At 72.8% G+C, this 21,314-nt stretch carries 20 protein-coding genes and 1 tRNA gene; 14 read left to right on the top strand and 7 right to left on the bottom strand.

Annotated elements, in window-relative coordinates:
• The first annotated feature begins 114 nt into the window (after positions 1–114).
• The gene (locus OG898_RS30185; RefSeq protein ID WP_266962655.1) at positions 115–1,416 is read left to right on the top strand and encodes a M14 family zinc carboxypeptidase; all 1,302 of its coding nucleotides are present in this window, start codon (positions 115–117) and stop codon (positions 1,414–1,416) included.
• 143 nt (positions 1,417–1,559) lie between these two features.
• Positions 1,560–2,477: a MurR/RpiR family transcriptional regulator gene (locus OG898_RS30180; protein WP_250745767.1), complete on the top strand. Its 918-nt coding sequence runs from the start codon at positions 1,560–1,562 to the stop codon at positions 2,475–2,477.
• 344 nt (positions 2,478–2,821) lie between these two features.
• Here OG898_RS30180 and OG898_RS30175 read toward each other — a convergent pair whose 3' ends face one another.
• Both OG898_RS30175 and OG898_RS30170 read right to left on the bottom strand, forming a co-directional pair.
• The gene (locus tag OG898_RS30175) at positions 2,822–3,307 is read right to left on the bottom strand and encodes a peroxiredoxin (RefSeq protein ID WP_250745766.1); all 486 of its coding nucleotides are present in this window, start codon (positions 3,305–3,307) and stop codon (positions 2,822–2,824) included.
• A gap of 50 nt (positions 3,308–3,357) precedes the next feature.
• The gene (locus OG898_RS30170) at positions 3,358–4,923 is read right to left on the bottom strand and encodes an oleate hydratase (protein ID WP_266961231.1); all 1,566 of its coding nucleotides are present in this window, start codon (positions 4,921–4,923) and stop codon (positions 3,358–3,360) included.
• 371 nt (positions 4,924–5,294) lie between these two features.
• Between OG898_RS30170 and OG898_RS30165 the strand changes: the two genes are divergently transcribed.
• The 4 genes from OG898_RS30165 to OG898_RS30150 all read left to right on the top strand — a co-directional run bounded on the left by OG898_RS30165 (position 5,295) and on the right by OG898_RS30150 (position 8,537).
• Entirely contained in the window at positions 5,295–5,594 is a 300-nt protein-coding gene (locus OG898_RS30165; protein ID WP_266961229.1) for a hypothetical protein, read from the top strand.
• Between the two features lie 54 nt (positions 5,595–5,648).
• Positions 5,649–6,233, top strand: coding sequence for a TetR/AcrR family transcriptional regulator (locus OG898_RS30160; protein ID WP_250745763.1), 585 nt, complete (start codon positions 5,649–5,651; stop codon positions 6,231–6,233).
• Positions 6,234–6,328: 95 nt separating this feature from the next.
• Positions 6,329–7,720 (top strand): MFS transporter, encoded by a 1,392-nt coding sequence (locus tag OG898_RS30155; RefSeq protein ID WP_266961227.1) that lies wholly within the window; start codon positions 6,329–6,331, stop codon positions 7,718–7,720.
• 52 nt (positions 7,721–7,772) lie between these two features.
• Entirely contained in the window at positions 7,773–8,537 is a 765-nt protein-coding gene (locus OG898_RS30150) for an SDR family NAD(P)-dependent oxidoreductase (RefSeq protein WP_266961225.1), read from the top strand.
• Positions 8,538–8,632: 95 nt separating this feature from the next.
• Here OG898_RS30150 and OG898_RS30145 read toward each other — a convergent pair.
• Positions 8,633–8,706: transfer RNA gene (locus tag OG898_RS30145), tRNA-Met, on the bottom strand.
• 336 nt (positions 8,707–9,042) lie between these two features.
• Here OG898_RS30145 and OG898_RS30140 point away from each other — a divergent pair.
• The 3 genes from OG898_RS30140 (at position 9,043) to OG898_RS30130 (ending at position 11,744) form a co-directional block, all read left to right on the top strand.
• Positions 9,043–9,246 carry a cold-shock protein gene (locus tag OG898_RS30140; RefSeq protein ID WP_053678014.1) on the top strand — a complete coding sequence of 68 codons (204 nt, stop codon included), beginning with the start codon at positions 9,043–9,045 and terminating at the stop codon, positions 9,244–9,246.
• A gap of 352 nt (positions 9,247–9,598) precedes the next feature.
• On the top strand, positions 9,599–11,209 hold the full coding sequence (locus tag OG898_RS30135) for a DEAD/DEAH box helicase (protein ID WP_266961223.1): 1,611 nt from the start codon (positions 9,599–9,601) through the stop codon (positions 11,207–11,209).
• A gap of 223 nt (positions 11,210–11,432) precedes the next feature.
• A complete protein-coding gene (locus OG898_RS30130; protein WP_266961221.1) occupies positions 11,433–11,744 on the top strand; it encodes an SCO5918 family protein in 312 nt (103 codons plus the stop codon).
• 151 nt (positions 11,745–11,895) lie between these two features.
• Here the strand turns inward: OG898_RS30130 and OG898_RS30125 are convergent, their stop codons facing one another.
• From OG898_RS30125 to OG898_RS30110, 4 genes are all read right to left on the bottom strand, one after another.
• The gene (locus OG898_RS30125; protein WP_266961219.1) at positions 11,896–12,222 is read right to left on the bottom strand and encodes a hypothetical protein; all 327 of its coding nucleotides are present in this window, start codon (positions 12,220–12,222) and stop codon (positions 11,896–11,898) included.
• 48 nt (positions 12,223–12,270) lie between these two features.
• Positions 12,271–13,284, bottom strand: a complete 1,014-nt coding sequence (locus tag OG898_RS30120; RefSeq protein WP_266961217.1) for a TolB-like translocation protein — start codon at positions 13,282–13,284, stop codon at positions 12,271–12,273.
• Entirely contained in the window at positions 13,281–14,636 is a 1,356-nt protein-coding gene (locus tag OG898_RS30115; protein WP_266961215.1) for an MFS transporter, read from the bottom strand. Before OG898_RS30115 ends, OG898_RS30120 begins: the two co-directional genes overlap by 4 nt.
• Positions 14,637–14,763: 127 nt before the next feature.
• Positions 14,764–15,630, bottom strand: a complete 867-nt coding sequence (locus OG898_RS30110) for a glycosyltransferase family 2 protein (protein ID WP_266961213.1) — start codon at positions 15,628–15,630, stop codon at positions 14,764–14,766.
• A gap of 417 nt (positions 15,631–16,047) precedes the next feature.
• Between OG898_RS30110 and OG898_RS30105 the strand changes: the two genes are divergently transcribed.
• The 5 genes from OG898_RS30105 (at position 16,048) to OG898_RS30085 (ending at position 21,304) form a co-directional block, all read left to right on the top strand.
• A complete protein-coding gene (locus tag OG898_RS30105) occupies positions 16,048–17,154 on the top strand; it encodes a Gfo/Idh/MocA family protein (RefSeq protein WP_266961211.1) in 1,107 nt (368 codons plus the stop codon).
• Between the two features lie 88 nt (positions 17,155–17,242).
• Positions 17,243–18,244 carry an NAD-dependent epimerase/dehydratase family protein gene (locus OG898_RS30100; protein ID WP_266961209.1) on the top strand — a complete coding sequence of 334 codons (1,002 nt, stop codon included), beginning with the start codon at positions 17,243–17,245 and terminating at the stop codon, positions 18,242–18,244.
• Positions 18,241–19,407, top strand: coding sequence for a DegT/DnrJ/EryC1/StrS aminotransferase family protein (locus OG898_RS30095; protein ID WP_266961207.1), 1,167 nt, complete (start codon positions 18,241–18,243; stop codon positions 19,405–19,407). Before OG898_RS30100 ends, OG898_RS30095 begins: the two co-directional genes overlap by 4 nt.
• Complete coding sequence (locus tag OG898_RS30090; protein WP_266961205.1) at positions 19,404–20,192, top strand: NeuD/PglB/VioB family sugar acetyltransferase; 789 nt, start codon at positions 19,404–19,406, stop codon at positions 20,190–20,192. The genes OG898_RS30095 and OG898_RS30090 overlap by 4 nt, the downstream gene beginning before the upstream one ends.
• Positions 20,189–21,304, top strand: coding sequence for a DegT/DnrJ/EryC1/StrS aminotransferase family protein (locus OG898_RS30085; RefSeq protein ID WP_266961203.1), 1,116 nt, complete (start codon positions 20,189–20,191; stop codon positions 21,302–21,304). Before OG898_RS30090 ends, OG898_RS30085 begins: the two co-directional genes overlap by 4 nt.
• Positions 21,305–21,314: the final 10 nt, after the last annotated feature.

Below are 21,314 nucleotides of genomic sequence, written 5' to 3'. Positions count from 1 at the left end.
CAGAGGCGCCGTGTCTCGTACGGGAGGAACTCGCCGGGCCACCCGGGTGAGTTCGGGAGCCGATCCCTGCCGCCGGGGTCCGGGTCCCGCTAGAACCGGGGAGTGATCGAGAAGATGACGGCGCGCGGTCTGTCCGCGCTCGCCGCGACCCTGACGGCCGTGCTCGCGACGGCCCTGGCCCCCGGCCCGGTGCGTGCGGCCGAAGGGGCGCCCCGTACCGGCTTCGAGGCCACGTACGGAGCGCACTGGACCACCGAGTCCCAGGAGCGGGACCTGCTCCACGCGGTCGCCCGGCACGGCGGGCGCGCCGCCGCCCGGACGACCGTCCGGACCATCGGGACGACCGTGCGGGGCCGTCCGCTGCGCCTGGTGAGCCTTGGGCGGGGCCCGGTCACCGTTCTGCTCGTGTGCAGCCAGCACGGAGACGAACCGGCGGGGCGCGAGGCGTGCCTGAGCACCGTACGGGACCTCGCCCACGCCCGGGACGCGGCGGCCCGGCGCCTCCTGGAGACCGTCACCCTGCTCGTGGTCCCGACGGCCAACCCGGACGGTCGGGCGGCCGGTACCCGCACCAACGCCGGGGGCACCGACATCAACCGCGACCACATGGCCCTGACCTCGCCCGAGGCGCGGGCGATGGCCGCCGTGCTGCGCGACCACCGGCCGCACCTCGTGTACGACCTGCACGAGTACCGGTCGACGCCGGGGACCTACGACAAGGACCTCTTCGACCTCTGGCCGCGCAATCCCAACACCGACCCGGCGGTGTACGCGGAGTCCCGCCTCCTGTCCTCCGCGTACGTACGCGGGGCCGCCCGCGCGGCCGGCCACTCCACCGGGACCTACGGCATCCGCACCGACCCCGTGACCGGCGCCCCGGTCGGGCAGTCCGCGGGCGACGGCCAGGAGCGGATCCTGCGCAACACGGCAGGCGTGAAGCACGCGGTCGCGCTGCTGATCGAAAGCCGCATCGAAGCACCCGCGGGCGCGGCCGGTGCCGCGGAGAGGGCCGACGCGTCCCTCAACCACCGCCGTCGGGTCGGCTCCCAACGTGCGGCCCTGCGCGGCCTGTTCGAGTACGTCGCCACGCGTACGGGCCCCCTCGCGGCCGCCTCGGACGCGGCCCGCCGGGCCGCGGGGAGCGCGCGGGGACCGGTCATGCTGGCCGGCGCGGACAACGCTCCGGCGACCGCCGGCGAGATCCTCGCCGACCCGCCCTGCGGCTACCTGCTCACCCCGGCCCAGTACGCCGGGACCGGCGACCGCCTGGCCCTGCACGGCGTACGGGCCGTGCCCGCCGACGGCGGTGGTGCGTTCGTCCCGGTGAGCCTGCCCCTGCGGGCCCTCGTGGTGCTGCTCCTCGACGGCCGGGCCCCGCACCGGCTCACAACAGGGCAGCCCGTGCAGCAGTGCTGACGTTCCGTCAGGGAAGGTCGATGCCGCGCATCCGTGGGCGCCGGGGACGTGCGCGCGGTCGGCTGCGGGGGGAAGCGCGCTGGTCAGCCGGATGCCGTGAGCTATGTTGGGATCACGGAGCGGCACGAAAGAGAGGACCGCCGGTGTCATCGGGGCAGCAGGCGCGCGCACAGGCGGCAGCGATCACACCGAGCGGGCAGGCGGTCGACCACGAGCGGGCCCCGGCCGACCGGGTCCGGGCCCTGTTCGACGGGCATCCCCTTTCGCCGGGGCAGCGCCGGATCGCCCAGTACCTCGTCGACCACCTCACCGAGGCGGCGTTCCTCTCGATCACCGAGCTCGCGGAACGGGCCGGGGTGAGCCAGCCCTCCGTGACCCGTTTCGCCGCGGCCCTCGGCTTCAGCGGCTATCCGGCCCTGCGCGACGTGCTCCAGCCGATCGCGCTCAGCGCGGTGGCCGGCACCCCGGACAGCCCCGAGCAGACCCGGCGCAACGAACTGCAGGCGGCCGTCGACGCCGAGATCGAGAACCTGCGCACCGTCCGCCAGCTGCTGGCCGACACCGACCAGGTGCTCGACATCGGACGCGAGCTGGCCCGGTCGGTGCCGCTGACGGTCCTCGGCCTGCGGATCTCCGTCTCGCTGGCGGAGTACTTCGCGTACGCGGCCCGCCGGATCCACCCCGACGTGCGCCTGGTCACCGGTGGCGGCAGCGTCGCCTCCGACGCGCTGCTGCAGGCCCGGGCGGCGGGCGGCAGCTGGGTCCTGGCCTTCGCGATGCCCCGGCACGCCAAGGAGACCCTTGCGGCGCTGCGGGTGGCCCGCGGGGCGGGGCTGCGGATCGCGCTGATCACGGACCGGACGCTGGGACCGCTCGTGGACGAGGCCGACGTGGCGCTGACGGCCGGTACCGGTTCGCGGCTGGTCTTCGACTCCTACGCGGCGCCGGGCGTCCTGTCCGCGGCGCTGCTCCAGGCGATGGCGGACGCGGACCCCGAGCGGACGCAGGCCCGGCTCGAAAGCTACGAGCAGGCCGCGGACCAGCACGGCTTCTTCCTCTGAGGGCTGGCGGCAAGGGCTGCGCAAGGGCCTGAGGTGCCATATTCACACCACCCTTACACATGAATATTTTCATACCCTTGCTTACTCGGCGGTATATATGTTTACTGATGGCGGCGCGGTCATCCGTCAAGATGCCAAGGAAGGTGTCCCCACACCCTCCTAGAACCGACACCCGACGTGACGTTTCTCCTCCTCACGTGACGCCAGGTGTTCCCGTCCGGCTTTCGGATCCCGCAGCGCCTCTGCGGCCTCGGCCAACCCCTGGGCCGAGGCCGCCCAGTACCTTCTCCACCGGCGTCCGGGATGTTCGGCCGATCGGCTCGCTCCCGGCTCCGCCCGGCGCGTCAGCCGGTGGCCACACCGACGAGCTGCTCCGCGATGGTGTCCGCGGAGGGGAACCTCATGCCCAGGGTCCCGACGTGCTTCCAGTGCAGGGTGCCGTCCGGAGCGATGACGAAGACGGCCCGGCGCAGACCGATCACGGGAGCCGCGATGCCGAAGGCGCGGGCCACCTCGCGGTCGGTGTCGGCCAGCAACGGCATCCGCAGGCCACGGGCCCGGGCGAAGGCCTCGTGGCTGTCGACACCCTGCGGGCTGATGCCCCACACCTGGGCACCGCACGCGGAGAGCGCCTCCAGCCCGTCGGAGTAGGAGCACAACTGCGTCGTGCAGACGGGGGTGTTGTCGCCGGGGTAGAAGGCGAGAACGACCGGGTTCCCGCGCTGCTCGCCGAGGGCGTACTGCCCGCGGACGAACACGTCCTCGCTGAGCCGGCCGCCGGGGAGCGAGAAATCGCCCACCACATCGCCCACGTCCGGGATTCGGGTCACGATGGCCGCACCTCTCTGTCGTCGAGGGGCGTACGGTACCCGACCGCGGCTCAGCGGCGGTGCATCGTGTGCAGGGCCTCGAGGAGCACCTTGGGATCGTGGCCGCCCTTGTAGACGGGCGGCGGCTGCCGGTCCAGGTGCAGCAGCCGGGCCACGGCGGTCCACGCGGTGCGCACCGAGTACTCGACGGTGAACACCACGTCGTCGGGGACCTCGGCGTACTGGCCGATGAAGGCCAGGTTGGTGGAGCCCTCCGGGACGACCTCGGGCCGGTCGCCGGCCTTGCGCACCAGGAACTGGCTGGTGATGTACGGCATCAGGGCCGGCACGACGACCGAGGACTCCAGGATCTGCTCGCTCTGCTCCAGGCGCAGGTGTCCGAGCACCTCGGTGAGGATCTCGCGGCCCGTGCACTCGGCCATCGTCTTGCCCACGTGGTCGCCGGCCTTGTCCGGGAACAGCGCGTACCCCCACCAGACGTAGGTGTCCTCGGGCTGCTCGTGGAAGTGCGGCTGGTGGTTGAGGACGATGGTCAGCAGCCAGCCGGAGTCCTTGAAGGTGATCAGGCCGCCCTTGCCGGCCTCGCTGCCGGAGAACTCCTCCATGGCCTTGAAGAAGGTGGGGTCCTGGGTGGTGACGGTGAAGGAGCCCCAGGTGGAGTCCGCGACGGAGGAGTCGAACACCGAAGGGTCGCCCAGGTGGGGGCGCTTGGCCGCCAGGGTCTGCCACAGGCGCCACGAGGCGTCCGGCGCGGAGGTGTCGAGGACTGCGGGGGTGTCGGTGGAGCCCAGGGTCGAGTTCGCGGTCATCGATCCGTTGGTGACGAACACCAGGTCCTCGGCGGCGACGGGGATCCGCAGGTCCGCGCCCTCCCGCGTACAGGCGAGGGCGGTGACGGTGGTGCCCTCGCCGTCGGCCAGCTCCACGTCGGTCACGGTGGTGTTCATCGTGAACACGACGCCGTTGCTCCGCAGCCAGCTCTGGAGCGGGCGCACGATCGAGTCGTACTGGTTGAAGCGGGTGCGGTAGATGCCCGACATGGTGTCGAAGGTCTTGAAGAGGTGCACGAACCGGTTGAGGTAGCGCCGGAACTCGATCGCCGAGTGCCAGGGCTCGAAGGCGAAGGTCGTGCACCACATGTACCAGAAGTTGGTGGTGAAGAACGCGGGGGTGAAGCAGTCGGAGATGCGCTTGCCGTCGAGCCGGGACTCGGGGGAGGCCACGCACGCGACCAGGTCCAGGCGGTCGCGCTCGGAGAACCCCATGGAACGGGTGTCGACCCGCAGTCCGGCGGAGTCGACCAGGCGGGCCTTGTCGTTCCAGGCGAAGTCCTCGTGGAAGGCGAAGGTGTCCTCGGTGACCGAGGTGCCCGGCGCGTCCAGCGAGGGGATGGAGCGCAGCAGGTCGTAGGTGCACTCGAAGTGCAGCTCGAACATCCGGCCGCCGCGCATGGTGTAGCCGTTCTCGGGGTCTCCCGCGGCGTCCAGGCTCCCGCCGGTGCGGTCCTGGGCCTCCAGGATCGTGATGTCCGAGCCCGCGAACCCGCCCTCCCTGATCAGCAGCGCCGCTGCCGACAGGGAAGCGATGCCGGCACCCACCAGATAGGCCTTGGCCACGATGTGTCTCCTCGCCCCGGCCGCACGGGCCCCGGTCGGCCGTACGGTCACCCACCCAGGCCACCACCCCCCACGGCGGGTCGCGACCGGGGTGCGCCATTGGGCGGGCGCGGTGCCGGAGAGAGCTGCCCGCGGACGGCCGCGGCACGGGCCATCCGCATCGTGAGATGCGGTGTCACATGTCGGCGGCGACGTGCCAGACTCCTGGGCATGCGCCAGCAGAAGATTATTAGCGCCGGCGTGCCGGCCCGGAGCTGAACTGAGACCACCCCAGCAGCCCACCGCCCGCACGCAGACCTCTCGCATCCGCGAGGGGTCTTCTTGTTTTCCGGGACCACGCACCTCCGCCCCAGGACAGGAGCCCACCTCTCATGACCAGCAGCGATGTTCTCCCCGCCGTCGACGACGCCGTGCGCACCGACGGCACCGCCTGCCACGCGCTGACCATCACCGTCCGGGACGGCGGCCACGCCCTCACCCGCATCTCCGCGCTCCTCAACAACCTTTCCGTCAGGGCGCTGTCCTTCAGGGCCGCCGAGGGCGGCGGGCTCGCCGTGTGCGAGATCGTGGTTCCCGAAGCGGACTCGCCGCGCGCCCAGGCCAAGCTCCGGCGGTGCGTCGAGGTGGTCGAGCTGAGCGCCCACCCGGCGGGGGAGACCCGGGTCATCTGAACGAACCACACGGATTACTTGACTGACCGTTCCAGTATCCGTAGAGTACGGGATGTGGCCAGGACCAAGGAATTCGATCCGGACGCCGCGCTGCAGTCGGCTCTGGAGCTGTTCTGGCGGCGCGGCTACGAGGCGACGTCGATGGCGGACCTCGTGGAGGAGCTCGGCATCGGGCGAGCCAGCATGTACGCCACCTTCGGGAACAAGCGCGAGCTCTACCTGAAGGCGCTGGACCGCTACGGCGAGTACCGCGACCCCAGCCTGCTGCGCGAGCTGTCCCAGCCGGGGCCCGCGCTGCCGGCCGTACGGACGGTGGTACGCCGCTTCGCCGCCGAGTCGAGCACCGGTGACCTGCGGCAGAACGGCTGCTTCGTGACCAACACGGCCGCGGAGCTCGGTGCGCACGACCCGGATGCGGCCCGCAAGGTGGAAGCGAGCTGGAGCCACATCGAGACCCTGCTGCACTCGGCGCTCACCCGGGCCCAGGCCCAGGGGGAGCTGCCGGCGGACCGCGATCCGCGCACGCTCGCCAGCATGCTGCTGGTGCTCATGCAGGGCATGCGCGTCGTGGGCAAGGCCTCGCAGGACCCGGCCCGGGTAGTGGCCGCCGCGGAGCAGGCCCTGGCCCTGCTCGACTGACCGGCCGCACGACTGTTTGCCGCCTCCCTTCGGGGAGGTTCTTTTCAGGCTTCATTCTGGAATGTACGATCCAGTTCACATCATGAGGGGGAGTCATGGCCGTCACGCAGACCGCACGCACCACGCAGACGCTCACCACATCCGAAGGCGGATCCGGATCCAGAGCGGCCCGCCCGGCGCCCGGACCGGCCTTCGCGCTGCTCGGCACCGTGCAGATGACACTGATCTTCGCGCTCACCTCGCTCATCGTGCCGCTGCCCGCGATCGGCCGCGAATTCACCCTGGGCCGCGATGACTTGCTGCTCCTCAGCGCCGCCTACGGGCTGAGCTTCGCCGGCCTGCTGCTCTTCGGAGGCCGCCTCACCGACCGGTTCGGCGGGCGGCGGGTGCTCACCGCCGGACTGCTCCTCTTCGCCGTGGCCTCCCTCGCCGCACCGTTCGCCCAGGGGGCCGGGACCCTGCTCACCGCCCGCTTCGCCCAGGGGGTGGGCGCCGCGCTCACCGCACCGGCCGCCATGGCCGTCCTGCGGGCGGTCTTCCCCGAACCCGCCGCGTTCGGGCGGGCGATGGCCACCTGGGGCGGACTGTCGGTGCTCGGCGCGACCGCCGGGAACCTGCTCTCCGGAGTCATCTCCGCCCTGAGCAGCTGGCGACTGTCCTTCGCCGTCCCGGTCGCCGTGGCCGCCGCCGCACTGCTCCTCGCCCCCCGGCTGCTGCCCGCTACCCCGGAGGGGGAGGGCCGGTCCCTGGACCTGCCGGGCGCCCTGCTCGCCACCGCCGGGATCAGCCTCGCCAGCTACGGCTTCGTCCTCACCGACGTCCGGTCCTGGGGATCGACGAACGTCCTGATCGCCCTGGTCACCGCGGCCGCGCTCCTGCTGGCCTTCCCGCTCGTCGAGCGCAGGGTCCGCGACCCCCTGCTCCCGCTCGGATTCCTCCGTGACCGCCGCCGGGGTCTCGCCCTCGCCGCCATCGGCCTCACCGCCGCCGGCACCGCGCTGACCTTCGTCCTCCTCTCGCTCCATCTCCAGCAGGAACTCGGCTGGTCGGCGCTGCGCACCTCGGCCGCGTTCCTCCCCTTCGCGGTGGCGCTCCTGGTGGCTGGCCGGGTGGCGGGTCCCCTCGTGGGCCGGTACGGGGCGCCCCGCGTCACCACCGCAGGCCTCGTGGTCGCCGCGGCCGGGCTGGCGCTCCTCGCACTCACCGGCCTGGCCGCGCAGATCCCGTACGCCTACGGCCTCCTCCCCGGCCTGCTCCTGCTGCCCGCCGGAGCGGCGGCCGCCTTCGCGGGGGCCGCGGTCCTCGCCACCGACGGGGTGGCGCCCCACCAGGCGGGACTCGCCGGCGGGGTCATGAACACCGCGATGGAGCTCGGCCCGACGGTCGTCTTCGCCGCCGTGCTCTCCCTGGGCTCCGACACGGTCTCCCTCGCCGCCACCGCGGTCGCCTTCGCCACAGCGGCCTTCCTCAACACCCGCATCAAGTAACCGACAGACGCATCAAGCAACCGACAGCCAATCGAGTAGGGGAACCACCATCATGTCCGCACGTTTCACCGGCAAGAGCGTCCTCGTCACCGGTGCCGGCTCCGGCATCGGCCGGGCCGTCGCCCTCGCCTTCGCCGCCGAGGGGGCCGCGGTGGCCGTGGCCGGCCGTACCGCGGCGCCGCTCGACGCGACGGTCGAGCTGATCGAGAAGGAGGGGGGCCGGGCCGTCGCGGTGACCGCGGACGTGACCCGCGCCGAGGACGTACGGGCCATGGTGCGCCGCACCGTGGAACACTTCGGCGGCCTCGACGTCGCGGTCAACAACGCGGGCGTCCTGCGGGGCGTCGGTCCCGTCGCGGACCTCCCGGAGGAGGACTGGCGCAGCATGCTGGACATCAACGTCACCGGCGTCCTGCTCAGCCTCCAGGCCGAGGTCGCCGCCATGCGCGACCAGCCCGCCGGCGGGGCGATCGTCAACATCTCCTCGAACCTCGGCGCGCACACCCGCATCCCCGGGGTCGCCGGCTACCTCGTCACCAAGGCGGCCGTCTCCGCCCTGACCCGGGCCGCCGCCCTGGACCACATCGCCGACGGGGTCCGCATCAACGCGGTCAGCCCCGGAGCGACCGCCACCACGATGTCGCTCCGGCCGGGGGAGAACGAAGCGGACCGTGCCGACCGGATGCAGGGCGAATCGCCGCTGGGCCGGGTGTCCTCCACCGCCGAGGTCGCGGCGGCCGTGCTCTACCTGGCATCGCCGGACGCCGCCTCCGTGGTCGGTACCGACCTCGTGATCGACGGCGGCGTCTCCGCCTGACGGCCGCGAGAGCCGGTCCCGCCGTAGGGCGGACCGGGCCCGGAAACGGCTCCGGCCCCCTTGACGCCTGGGCGTCAAGGGGGCCGGACCTTTCGTAGCGGGGACAGGATTTGAACCTGCGACCTCTGGGTTATGAGCCCAGCGAGCTACCGAGCTGCTCCACCCCGCGTCGTTGTGAACATCACTGTACGGGATCCCGGGCGGGCCTCCGACCACCGTCGAAAATCCGGGTCCGCCGGGCCGGAAAATGCACACCGGCCGCGTGAGAATTTCCGGAACGGTAGCCCGAGCGGATTTATTTCCACGCCGATGCGACCCCGGCGTGCTACTGTGGTTTTAGTTGCAGTTGTGGTTCCCAAAAATTTCGAGCACCTCTGCCCACTCCTTCGCAGGAGCAGGGCGAGTGTTCTTGTATTTCCGGCGTTTTCCGGGCTGGGCAATCATCGGCGACTTGAGATTCGCACAGTGCGGATCTCCGGGCTGTGCCCCGAAGGAGTAAAAAAACATGGCAAATGGCACCGTGAAGTGGTTCAACGCGGAAAAGGGCTTTGGTTTCATCGAGCAGGAGGGTGGCGGTCCTGACGTGTTCGCCCACTACTCGAACATCGCCTCGCAGGGCTTCCGTGAGCTTCAGGAAGGCCAGAAGGTCAGCTTTGACATCGCGCAGGGCCAGAAGGGCCCGACCGCCGAGAACATCGTCACCGCCTGACGTTCACGCGTAACCGCGTAGCTGGGGCCCGCACCTTGGGTGCGGGCCCCAGCTCGTTGCGTTTTTGGATCTGCGGGCCGTCTGGGCCCGCGTGCGCGGCGCGGCGGGGAAACCTGTCCCAGCGCCCCACCGTTCGGCCGATGGATGCACTCCTCGGCTCCCCACCCGCATGCGGCACACATCTTGCCGACACATAGGGTGATAATCCTTTCATGGCCGGTTGATCGAGCGAAGTTCGATTCGACTCCGTCCATATCTTTTTATGCTCCGGCTCATTCTTGTGAATACTCGTGCGGCCAGATTTTCGCTGCCGAGAACTCCTCGATGTGCGCCGTATCGAGGAAGGTTCTGCATGAACCGCACGACCCGCATGAATGACCGGTCTTCGTCCTCCCGTACGGGTGGATCCAACAGCTCCTACGGCTCCTACGGCGGCTCCTCCAGCTCGTACGGCGGCTCCTCCGGCTCCTACGGCGGTTCCTCCGGCAGCGGCAGCCGCTCCGGCAGCCGCTTCGGCTCCTCCGCCCCCAGCCGCTCCGGTGCTCCCAAGCGCTCGGGTGGCGGCGGCTACGGGCGCCGTCCCGCCGCACCGCAGGGCGAGTTCGCCCTGCCGGTCACCGTGGTCCCCGCGCTGCCCGCCGTCGAGGCCTTCGCCGATCTGGCGATGCCGTCGCAGCTGCTCGCCACGCTCACCCGTGAGGGCATGACCACCCCGTTCCCGATCCAGGCGGCCACGCTGCCCAACGGCCTCGCGGGCCGTGACGTCCTGGGACGCGGCCGTACCGGCTCCGGCAAGACCCTGGCCTTCGGGCTCGCACTGCTGGCCCGTACCGCCGGCCAGCAGGCCGAGCCGGGCCAGCCGCTCGCGCTGGTCCTCGTACCCACCCGTGAGCTCGCCCAGCAGGTCACGGCGGCCCTCACGCCCTACGCCCGTGCGGTGAAGCTGAGGATCGCCACCGTCGTCGGCGGCATGCCGATCCACCGGCAGGCCGGCGCGCTGCGCGGCGGTGCCGAAGTGGTCGTCGCCACTCCGGGCCGTCTGAAGGACCTCATCCAGCGGGGTGACTGCCGGCTGAACCAGGTCGGGATCACGGTCCTGGACGAGGCCGACCAGATGGCGGACATGGGCTTCATGCCCCAGGTCACCGCGCTGCTCGACCAGGTGCGCCCCGAGGGCCAGCGGATGCTGTTCTCCGCCACCCTGGACCGCAACGTCGACCTGCTGGTCCGCCGCTACCTGACCGACCCCGTCGTGCACTCCGTCGACCCCTCGCAGGGCGCGGTCACCACGATGGAGCACCACGTCCTGCACGTGCAGAACTTCGACAAGCAGGCCGCCACGACCGAGATCGCCGCCCGCGAGGGCCGCGTGATCATGTTCCTGGACACCAAGCACGCCGTGGACAGGCTCACCGAACACCTGCTGAGCAGCGGGGTGCGCGCCGCGGCCCTGCACGGCGGCAAGTCGCAGCCCCAGCGCACCCGGACCCTCACGCAGTTCAAGACGGGGCACGTCAGCGTCCTGGTCGCCACGAACGTCGCGGCCCGCGGCATCCACGTCGACAACCTCGACCTCGTCGTCAACGTCGACCCGCCGACCGACCCCAAGGACTACCTGCACCGCGGCGGCCGTACCGCCCGCGCCGGCGAGTCCGGCAGCGTCGTCACCCTGGTCCTGCCCAACCAGCGCCGCGACATGGTCCGTCTCATGCAGGCCGCGGGCATCACCCCGCAGACCGCGCAGGTCCGCTCCGGCGAGGCCGAACTGAGCCGGATCACCGGCGCCCAGGCGCCGTCCGGCGTCCCGGTCGTCATCACCGCCCCCGTCACCGAGCGGCCCAGGGGCGGCGCCGGCGGCGCCTCCCGCGGCCGTCGCAGCCGGCCCGCACAGGACCGGCGCAGCAGGACCTCCGCCACCGCCCGGGGGCCGCAGCGCCAGTCCCCGGCCACCACGGCGGCTTAGGGCGTATCTTTCGGATCAGACCGGGCTCGCGTCGTCCGGTGCCGCACCTCGCCGCGTTGTCGTCACTCGCTGACACTCCGCGTCGACTCGCTCCTCCGCCTTGCGACGCACGGCACCGGACGACGCGGGCTGATCCGCCCTGATCCGAAAGACACGCCCCTGCGGCCCCGCCCGGATCCTGCCGGACCGGGCACGGACGGTTCTCTTCTACCTGTGAGGCAGCATGCGCTTCGTCATCGCCCGCTTTCCGTTCGACCTGACCAAGGCCGGCGTCCTCGAATCGATGAAGGGCGTCAAGCCCGAACCGATCACCGGTGACTCCGTGGTCATAGGCCGCCGCTCCTACCCCGTGAAGCAGGTGGGCGCCGTCATCACCCGCCAGGACCGCCGCGACTTCACCGCCGCCGAGGTGATCAGGGCCCTGACGGCACTGGGCTTCACCTGCCGCCCGCTCGAAACGGTCCCGGCGCCCGCCGCGGCCATGACGCCGCTCCAGAAGGCGTCGGCCATGCTCGGCGCCCCCTCGGGCGTGTAGCGGGGCCGCAGGAACAACGCGTACGGAGCCCAGGGCCCCGGCCGGCCACAGCCGACCGGGGCTCTGGGCCTTTCCGTGCCACGCCGCCTCGGCCCGGGGCGGGCCGAGGCGTGCCCGGGTCAGGCCGACTCGCGCCCGGGGCGGGCCCGACTCACGCCCGGGTCCAGCGCGGGCCCGCCGCGGCGGGGGCCGGCGGGGATTCGGCTCCGTCCAGGCGCAGGCTGCGCAGCGTGGCGTCCGTCTCGCGCTGGAAGTGCGCGTAGGTGATCAGCCGTTCCCACAGCGGGTCGGGACGGCCCGGAACGGTGGCCCCGCGCGCTTCCCACTCGCGCGCGAGCTGCTCGAAGACGACCGCCCCGCCCGAGGGGGCGGGACTGCCCGACTGCTGCCGGGGAATGCCCCGTGCCAACGCGGCGGGGACGCGGTCGGGTGCCCGGTGCCGGGCCGGGGACGGGGAGACGGCGTGTGGAGTGCCCATGCCGCCCCAACGATTCTGCGGGCCCCCCGGGTACGCCTCCGGGACGGATCAGCCCAGCCGGGTGGGCGACGAGGCGGCCGGAGCCAGGACGCGGGGGGCCCCGGTGCCGTCCGCCGGGACCGTCCAGAGGTCCGTGGTGTCCACGGAGCCCTCGGCGGGCAGGGCGTAGGCCAGGGTCCGGTCGTCGAGCCAGAGCGCCTGATCGTCCACGCTGCGCTTCTCCGCCAGCGGCTGCTCCCGCAACGTCCGCAGATCCAGGACGTGTTCGCGCCACAGGGACGCACCGCGCTGCACCCGCTTCTTGTACGCGACCCGGGTCTCGTCGGGGGACAGGGACGGGCACTCCACGTTCGAGGCGAGGGTGGTGACGCTGCGCCGCGCGATCGAACCCTTCACCAGATACGTCTGGTTGTCCGTGTTGAGGGTGGCGTAGAAGGTGTCGTCGTCCTTGGAGAAGGTGACGCCCCAGAAGTTGATGTCGCTCGCGCTGTAGGGGCGGCCGTCCCGCTCGATGGCGAATTTCTCCAGGTCCGGTTCGAGCGCCCCCGTACGGGTGTCCACGATCGAGGTCCGGGTGGAGAAGAACGCGGAGCCGTAGGACTCCCCGGAGACGAAGACCGTCCAGGCGGCGAAGCGGCCGCTCGGGGAGACCCGGGCCCGCGAGGGGGTGCCCGCGAGCGGGAACTCGCGCTGCGTGCGCAGTTCGGAGTCGACGATCAGCGCCCGGTTGTCCTGGGCCAGGGCGCCCGGGGAGGAACTCAGGCACACGCCGGTGCCGGCCGCGGCGTGGAACCGCAGGCAGGTGAGCCCCGAGGCGGTCCGTGCGTCCTGCGGCGAGCGGTCCGGTACGGAGACGAGGGCTCCGCGGTGCGGGCCCTGCGCGCCGTTGAGGAAGGCCAGGCCGCCGCGCCGGTCGAGCGTGACCTTGCCCGCGGCGGCCGTCGGGTCGCCCGCGCGGGTCTGCTCGGAGCGGGCGGCGGCGCGCACCACCAGCACGCCGGCCACGCCTCCGAGGAGCAGCACGGCCAGGGCGAGTACGAGCAGCCGGCGGGAGCGGGTCATCGGGTTCCTCGGGGGTGCGGGGCCCGGTCGGTGGCGCCGTCCGGGGCCGTGGGGCGGAGTACGAAACCGGCGACGGCCGCGCAGCAGCACAGGCCGGCCGCGGCGGCGGCGAGCGCCGGTCCCGAGCCCAGCACCGTCCACGCGGCGCCGAAGGCCAGCGAGCAGCCGAAGCGGGACAGGGCCTGGCCGGTGCCCACCAGCGCGATGCCGGTGGCCCGCAGCTTCGCGGGGACGGTCGCGGCGACGGCCGCGGGCAGCACCCCGTCGGTGGCGGCGTAGAACATGCCGTGCAGGGCGAGGACCAGGTAGGGGAGCGCGGGCAGGCCCGGGGCCCACAGGAGCAGTCCGTAACCGGCCAGCAGGAGGGCGTGCCCGGTGAGGAACACGGTGCGGCGTCCGATGCGGTCCGCGAGGGCGCCCGCCGGGACGGCCAGCAGCAGGAACACGGCCGCGGTGCCCAGCGGGAGCAGCGGGAACCACCGCTCGCCGATCCCCGTGCGGTCCTGGAGCAGCAGGTACAGGAAGGCGTCGCTGACGGTGGTGAAACCGAGCAGGGCGGCGCAGCCCGCCAGCGCGCGCAGCCGGGGCAGCCGCAGCAGGCCCAGCGCGTCGCGCAGGTTCACCGCGTCCGGCTTCGGGGAGGCGGCCCCCGGGGCGGAGGGCTTCCGCGGAGCCGGGACCGGGGGAGCGGCCGCTTTCGGGCGTCCGGGCCGCGGCTGCGCCCCGGACGGGACGAACAGCATGAGGACCACGACGCCCAGGGCGGCCACGCAGGCGCTGACACCGAAGACGGCGTCGTACCCGTCGACCGTCACGCTCAGGATGAAGAACGCGGCGAGCGGCCCGAGCAGGGCCCCGGTGGTGTCCATGGCGCGGTGCACGCCGAAGGCCCGGCCCTGCAGCTCGGGCGGCGTGGACAGGGAGATGAGCGCGTCGCGCGGGGCGGTGCGCAGGCCCTTGCCGGTCCGTTCCAGCGCGAGGATCAGCGCCACCGGGCCGAGGCTGTGGGCGAGCAGCAGCAGTGGCTTGCACGCCGCGGACAGTCCGTAGCCGATGCCGGCGATCAGCTTGTGGTTGCGGATCCGGTCGGCGAGGTGGCCGCCGGTCAGCTGCACCAGCGCGCTGACCCCGTTGTACAGGCCGTCCAGGGCGCCGAAGCCGAGCGGGCTCAGGCCCAGTCCGGCGACGAGGTAGAGCGGCAGGACGGCGGTGACCATCTCGGAGGAGACGTCGGTGATCAGGCTGACCGAGCCCAGTGCGAGGACGGCCGAGGCGACCGCGGGTCCGCGGACGGGGGATCCGTCGGCGGTGGCCTTCGCGTCCTCGGGCGCGGAGCGGTCCGCGAGGTACATGCTTTTCGAACTCCCGGTCCGGCGTCTGAACGGTGAGCCAGTCGTACGTGCGAATGGCACCCTAATGGTTGTACGGGCCAACTGGGTTGGGTACGGCGGGATTCGGCCGCTCACCCTTGCCGGCTGCTCAGCCCTGCCGGCTGCTCTCGTCGCGCAGCCAGGTGGAGAAGTCACCGCTCCGGATGGCCCTGCGGGATCCCCGGCGGGCCGCGAGGGCGGCCACGACGAACACCGCCACCCCCGGGAGCAGTCGCGGCTGGGCCCGGAGCAGCGCCCGCAGGTCTCCCGTACCGGTGCGCGCGGACGGCTGGGGCGCCGCCGGCCCGGAGGCCCGCGCGGCCTGGAACCGCTCCAGCTCGGCGGAGGAAGTCGCCGCCCGTACCCGGCGTTTGATCAGATCGCCCCAGGTGCGCGGCGGGAGGACCACGACCCTGGCCGCCTCCACCACCCGCCGCTCGCCCGGCGCGAAGGCCAGGGACGCGGCCAGGTCGTCGGCCATCAGGGGCGGCAGTGCGGCGAGCCGGGCGTGCCCCGGCTCGGTCACCGCGATGACCCCGCGTCCGAACAGCCCCTCGCGGACCGCGGGCAGCAACTGCCAGACCCGGTAGTACGCCCGGACCGGCCAGGCGCAGCCGGTAAGCGGAATGTCCCGGCCGGGGGCCGCGGCGAGCAGGCCCGGGCCGGTGGCGAGCGCATCGGCCAGGGCCCGTACGTCGGCCGCGCCGACCACCACGTCGGCGTCCACGTAGAGGCGCGGGAAGCCGCGCGCGTGCTCGTCGCCCACCCGAAGTGCCCGATGTTTGGACGGAGTCGGGATCTCGACCACCCGTACGCGGGGGCCCCGCGCGGCGGCCACCGCGGCGGTGTCGTCCGTACAGCCGTTGCACACCACGACGATGTCGGGCCCGGAGGCGGGGGTCCCGTCCAGGAGCGCGTCGAGGAGCCGGCCGATGACCCGGCCCTCGTTGTGGGCCGGGATCACGATGCTGGTCACCCCGGAAGTATGCATGGTCGAACGCCCGTACCGACCGTTTCCTCCAACTCTCCCCGGGGGTAGGCCCAGTGGTCTAGATTGAACGCAGCCGACCTGATTCGGCGTGCTTCGGCAATGCCGTGGTCCACGCTGCAATCCAGTCGGCGCAGGGTAGTTGGGGCAGGTTACGGGTTCGGCGGCTTGGGGGAACAGGCCGCCTGTCCGTGGCCGGCCGGCACGGGGGTGCCGGACGGCCGGGGGGCGGAAGTACGTGCAACACGTACGGCATCGGTCGTGGGGGCCATCACCGTCGGACGGGCCACGCACGGGTCGCACAGGCGCCCGGCGTGCCCTCGACGGCACCCCCTTCCTTCGCACGCGTCCCGGCCTTGGGTCGTCGACACGCCTGCGGGCGTGCGCGGAAGGAAAGGGAACGCTGTGAAGGACACCGCGAAGGACGCCGGGCGGGACGCCACGGCCGCACGTGCGGGTGCGGGACGGACCGAGCCGTTAGGGGTCGCCGTCGTCGGAGCGGGCTACTGGGGCCCCAATCTCGTCCGCAACTTCCAGTCCAGTCCGGAGTTCAGGCTCCGCTGGCTCTGTGATCTGAACGTCGACCGGGCCCGGCAGGTGCTCGGCGGCTACTCCACGGTCCAGGCGACCGCGGACTACGCGGCGGTCCTGGCCGACCCCGCGGTCGAGGCCGTCGCCGTGGCCACACCGGCCGGCACCCACCTCGACGTCGCCCTGGCCGCCCTGCGCGCCGGCAAGCACGTCCTCGTGGAGAAGCCGCTCGCCGCCACCTACGAGGACGGCCTGCGGCTGGTGAACGAGGCCGAGGAACGCGGCCTCACCCTGATGTGCGACCACACCTACTGCTACACCCCGGCGGTGGCCCGCATCCGGGACATGGTCCGCTCCGGCGAGCTCGGCGACATCCAGTTCGTGGACTCGGTCAGGATCAACCTCGGGCTGGTCCAGAAGGACATCGACGTCCTGTGGGACCTGGCCCCGCACGACCTCTCGGTGCTCGACTTCATCCTCCCGGAGAACGTCCACCCCGTCGCCGTCGCCGCGCACGGGGCCGACCCGATAGGCGCCGGCCAGTCCTGCGTGGCCTATCTGACGCTCCAGCTCAACACCGGCGCCATCGCGCACGTCCACGTCAACTGGCTGTCCCCGGTGAAGGTCCGCACCACCATGGTAGGCGGCTCCAAGCGCACCCTGGTGTGGGACGACCTCAACCCCACGCAGCGGGTCGCGGTCTTCGACCGGGGAGTCGACCTCACGGCCCCACAGGAGATCGGCGCGGACGAGCGCCGCGACATGCTCGTCTCCTACCGGACCGGCGACATGGTGGCCCCCGCACTCGGCGAGAAGGAGGCCCTGCGCAGCATGGTCGAGGAGTTCGCCGCGGCGATCAGGACGGGGCGGCCCCCGCTCACCGACGGCCGGGCGGGACTCCAGGTCCTCGACATCCTCGAAGCGGCCTCCCGCAGCCTGGAGTTCAAGGGCGCCGTCGTCGGACTGCGCACCGGACGTTGAGCGTTGACGACGCCGCCCGGAGCGCAGCCGCGTACGGCGCTCCGGGCACAGCAGGAAAGACCATGACCGACTCAGTAGGGGCAGGGCGTTGAGCAGCGTACGAGGCAAGAGGATTCTGGTCACCGGCGGAGCGGGCACGATCGGCTCGCACCTGGTGGACCTGCTGGTGGACAACGGGGCGCGCGAGATCGTCGTGCTCGACAACTTCGTACGGGGACGCACCGCCAACCTGGCCCGCGCCCTGCCGAGCGGGGTCGTGGACCTGGTCGAGGGCGACATCCGGGACGTAGCCGCCGTGCGCAAGGCGACCGAAGGCGCCGACCTGGTCTTCCACCTGGCGGCGATCCGGATCACCCAGTGCGCCGAGGAGCCGCGGCTGGCGAACGAGGTGATGGTCGACGGGACGTTCAACGTGCTGGAGGCCGCCGCGGCCGCCGGAGTGGGCAAGGTCATCGCCTCCTCCTCGGCCTCGGTCTACGGGATGGCCGAGTCCTTCCCGACCACCGAGCGCCACCACGCGTACAACAACGACACCTTCTACGGGGCCGCGAAGGCCTTCAACGAAGGCGTGCTGCGCAGTTTCCACGCCATGTACGGGCTGGACTACGTCGCGCTGCGCTACTTCAACGTGTACGGCCCCCGGATGGACATCCACGGTCTGTACACCGAGGTGCTGATCCGCTGGATGGAGCGGATCGCCGCGGGCGAACCGCCCCTGATCCTCGGCGACGGAACCCAGACCATGGACTTCGTCGACGTCCGGGACATCGCCAGGGCCAACCTGCTGGCCGCCGAATCGGACCTGACCGACGAGGTGTTCAACGTCGCGAGCGGCTCCGAGACCAGTCTGCTGGAGCTGGCGAACGGCCTCCTGGAGGCCATGGGCGCCGAGGGCCTGACGCCGGAGCACGGACCGGCGCGCGCCGTGAACGGGGTGACCCGCCGGCTCGCGGACACCTCGCAGGCCGCCGAGCGCCTCGGCTTCACGGCCGAGATCGACCTGCGCAGCGGGCTGCGGGACCTGGTCGACTGGTGGCGGGCCGAGCGCGCGGAGGCCGAGGACGCCGCATCCGCGGAGGCCGGCCGATGAGCAGCCAGGACACCGGCGCCGCCGCCCCCGCCCGCATCCCCGTCATGATCCCGTGGCTCGGTGAGGACGAGGCACGGGCCGCCGCCGACGCGGTCCTGTCCGGCTGGGTGGCCCAGGGACCCCGGGTCGCGGAGTTCGAACGGGCCTTCGCCGAGCGGGTGGGCGCGGAGCACGGCATCGCGGTGAGCTCGTGCACCACCGCCCTGCACCTCTCGCTCATCGCCTTGGACCTCGGTCCGGGCGACGAGGTCGTCGTCCCCTCGCTCTCCTTCATCGCCACGGCCAACGCGGTCCGCTACGTCGGCGCGCAGCCGGTGTTCGCGGACGTCGAGGAGGCCACCGGGAACCTGACCCCGGCCACCGTGGACGCCGTCCTCACCCCGCGCACCAAGGCCGTGATCGCGGTCCACCAGGGCGGGGTCCCGGCCGACGTGCACGCCCTGCGCGCCGCCTGCGCCGACCGGGGCCTCGCCCTGGTCGAGGACGCCGCCTGCGGCATCGGCGCCACCGTCGGGGGCAAGCCGGTCGGCCAGGGGGCCCTCCTGGCCGCCTGGTCCTTCCACCCCCGCAAGGTGATCACCACCGGCGAGGGCGGCATGGTGACCACGGACGACGCCGCGTGGGCCGAGCGGCTGCGCCGGCTGCGCGAGCACGGCATGAACGTGTCCGCGGCGCAGCGGCACGCGAGCAGCAAGCCGATCGCCGAGAGCTACCTCGAGGTCGGCTACAACTACCGGATGACCGACATCCAGGCCGCGGTCGGCCTGGTGCAACTGGGCAAGCTGGACGAGATCGTGGCCCGCAGGCGGTTCCTCGCCGCCCGGTACGCGCAGCTCCTCGCCGGGGTCCCGGGCCTGACCCCGGTCCGGGACCCCGCCCACGGCGAGGGGAACTTCCAGTCCTACTGGGTGCTCCTGGCCGAGGACTTCCCCGTCGGCCGCGACGAACTGCTCGCGGCGCTGGCCGAGGCCGGGATCTCGGCCCGCCGCGGGATCATGGCCTCCCACCTGGAGCCGGCGTACGCCGGTCACGGTGCGGTGGAGCTGCCGGTGACCGAGCGGATCACCCGCGACTCCCTGATCCTGCCGCTGTTCCACACGATGACCGAGGAGCAGCAGGACCGGGTGGTGGCGGCGCTGCGCGCACAGGCCGGCGGCGGATGAGCGGGCCGCACGGCCGCGTCGCCGGGGCCGCGGCGACGGAGAGCCTGCTGATCGTCGGCGCGGGCGGCTTCGCCCGGGAGACCGCCCAGGCCGTACGGGACGCGGCCGCCGCCGACCTGGCGGCCGGCCGGGTCCCGCGCTGGCGGCTCGACGGGCACCTGGACGACGACCCTGCCCTGCACGGCCGGGACGTCGACGGCGTCCCCGTCCTGGGCGGCAGCGCCCTGGTGCACGAACGCCCGGACGCCCGCGTGGTGGTCTGCGTCGGCAGCCCCCGCGACTACGGGGTACGGGCCCGCCTGGTGCGGCGGCTCGCGCTGCCCGAGAGCCGGTACGCCGTCGTGGTCCACCCCACGGCGGCGCTCTCCGGCTCCTCGGTCCTCGGGCCGGGCACGGTCCTGCTCGCGCACTGCGTGCTGACCGCGGCGGTACGGGTGGGGGCCCACGTGGCGGTCATGCCGCACGTGGTCCTCACCCACGACGACGAGGTCGGGGACTTCGCGACCCTGGCCTCCGGGGTCCGCCTCGGCGGCGGGGTACGGCTGGGGCGCGGCGCCTACGTGGGCGCCGGCGCACTGGTCAGGGAGTACACGAAGGTCGGCGCCTGGTCGCTGACCGGGATGGGAAGCACGGTCCTGGCCGACGTGCCGGCCGGCGAGGTGTGGGCAGGAAGCCCCGCCCGCCGGTTGCGCGAGGCGGGGGGCCCGGCGCTCGAAGAGCTCCGGGCCGATGAGTCGCAGACCGGCCGGAGGCCGGAGACACGGATGGGGAGCACAGCCGCATGAACCAGATACCGCTCGTCGACCTGAAGGCCGCGCACGCCGAGGTCGCGGACGCCTTACGTGCGGGATTCGACCGCGTGCTGGCCGACACCGCCTTCATCGGCGGCGAGGAGGTACGGGCCTTCGAGCGCGAGTACGCGGCCTTCGCCGGGGTCGGACACTGCGTCGGCGTGGCCAACGGCACCGACGCCCTGGAACTGGCCCTGCGGGCGAGCGGAGTGGGCGTCGGCGACGAGGTCGTGCTGCCCGCCAACACGTTCATCGCCACCGCCGGCGCGGTCGCCCGGATCGGCGCCCGGCCGGTGCTGGCCGACTGCCTCCCCGACACCCTGCTGCTCGACCCGCAGGCCGCGCTCGACGCGGTCACCAAGGCCACCCGCGCGGTGGTCCCGGTCCACCTGTACGGGCAGTGCGCCGACACCTCCGCGCTCGCCGCGGGCCTGCCCTCGTACGCCAAGCTCGTCGAGGACGCCGCGCAGAGCCAGGGTGCCTCCCGGGAGGGCCGCACCCCCGGCAGCGGGGGGATCGCCGCGACCAGCTTCTACCCGGGCAAGAACCTGGGCGCCTACGGGGACGCCGGCGCGGTGGTGACCGACGACGAGGAGGCCGCCGACCTGGTCCGGGCGCTGGCCAACCACGGCGGCGTCGCCAAGTACCGGCACGACGTGGCCGGTTTCAACAGCAGGCTCGACGGTCTGCAGGCCGTCGTGCTGCGGGCCAAGCTGGCCCTGCTCGCCCAGGGGAACGAGGCCCGCCGGGCCGCCGCCGCCCGCTACGACGGGCTGCTGGGAGACCTGGCGGCCACGGGACGCCTCACCCTGCCGGTCACGGCGCCGGGCAACGTCCACGTCTGGCACCTGTACGTCATCCGGGTCAGCGGCGCGGACCGCGACGCGGTCGTCGGCAAGCTCAACGCGGAGGGCATCGGCGCCGGCGTGCACTATCCGGCCCCGGTCCACCTCACCCCGGCCTTCGCCCACCTCGGACACGGCCGCGGGGCCTTCCCGCACGCCGAGCTGGCCGCCGACCGGATGCTCTCCCTGCCGCTCTTCCCCCAGATCACCGCCGCCCAACAGCAGCGGGTCGTGGACGCGCTCTCAGCAGCGCTGCGCTGACGCCAGGCGT

The sequence above is a fragment of the Streptomyces sp. NBC_00193 genome (assembly GCF_026342735.1).
In the GTDB taxonomy this organism is placed as follows: Bacteria; Actinomycetota; Actinomycetes; order Streptomycetales; family Streptomycetaceae; genus Streptomyces; species Streptomyces stoeckheimensis.
This window is presented reverse-complemented; position numbering and strand designations above follow the sequence as displayed.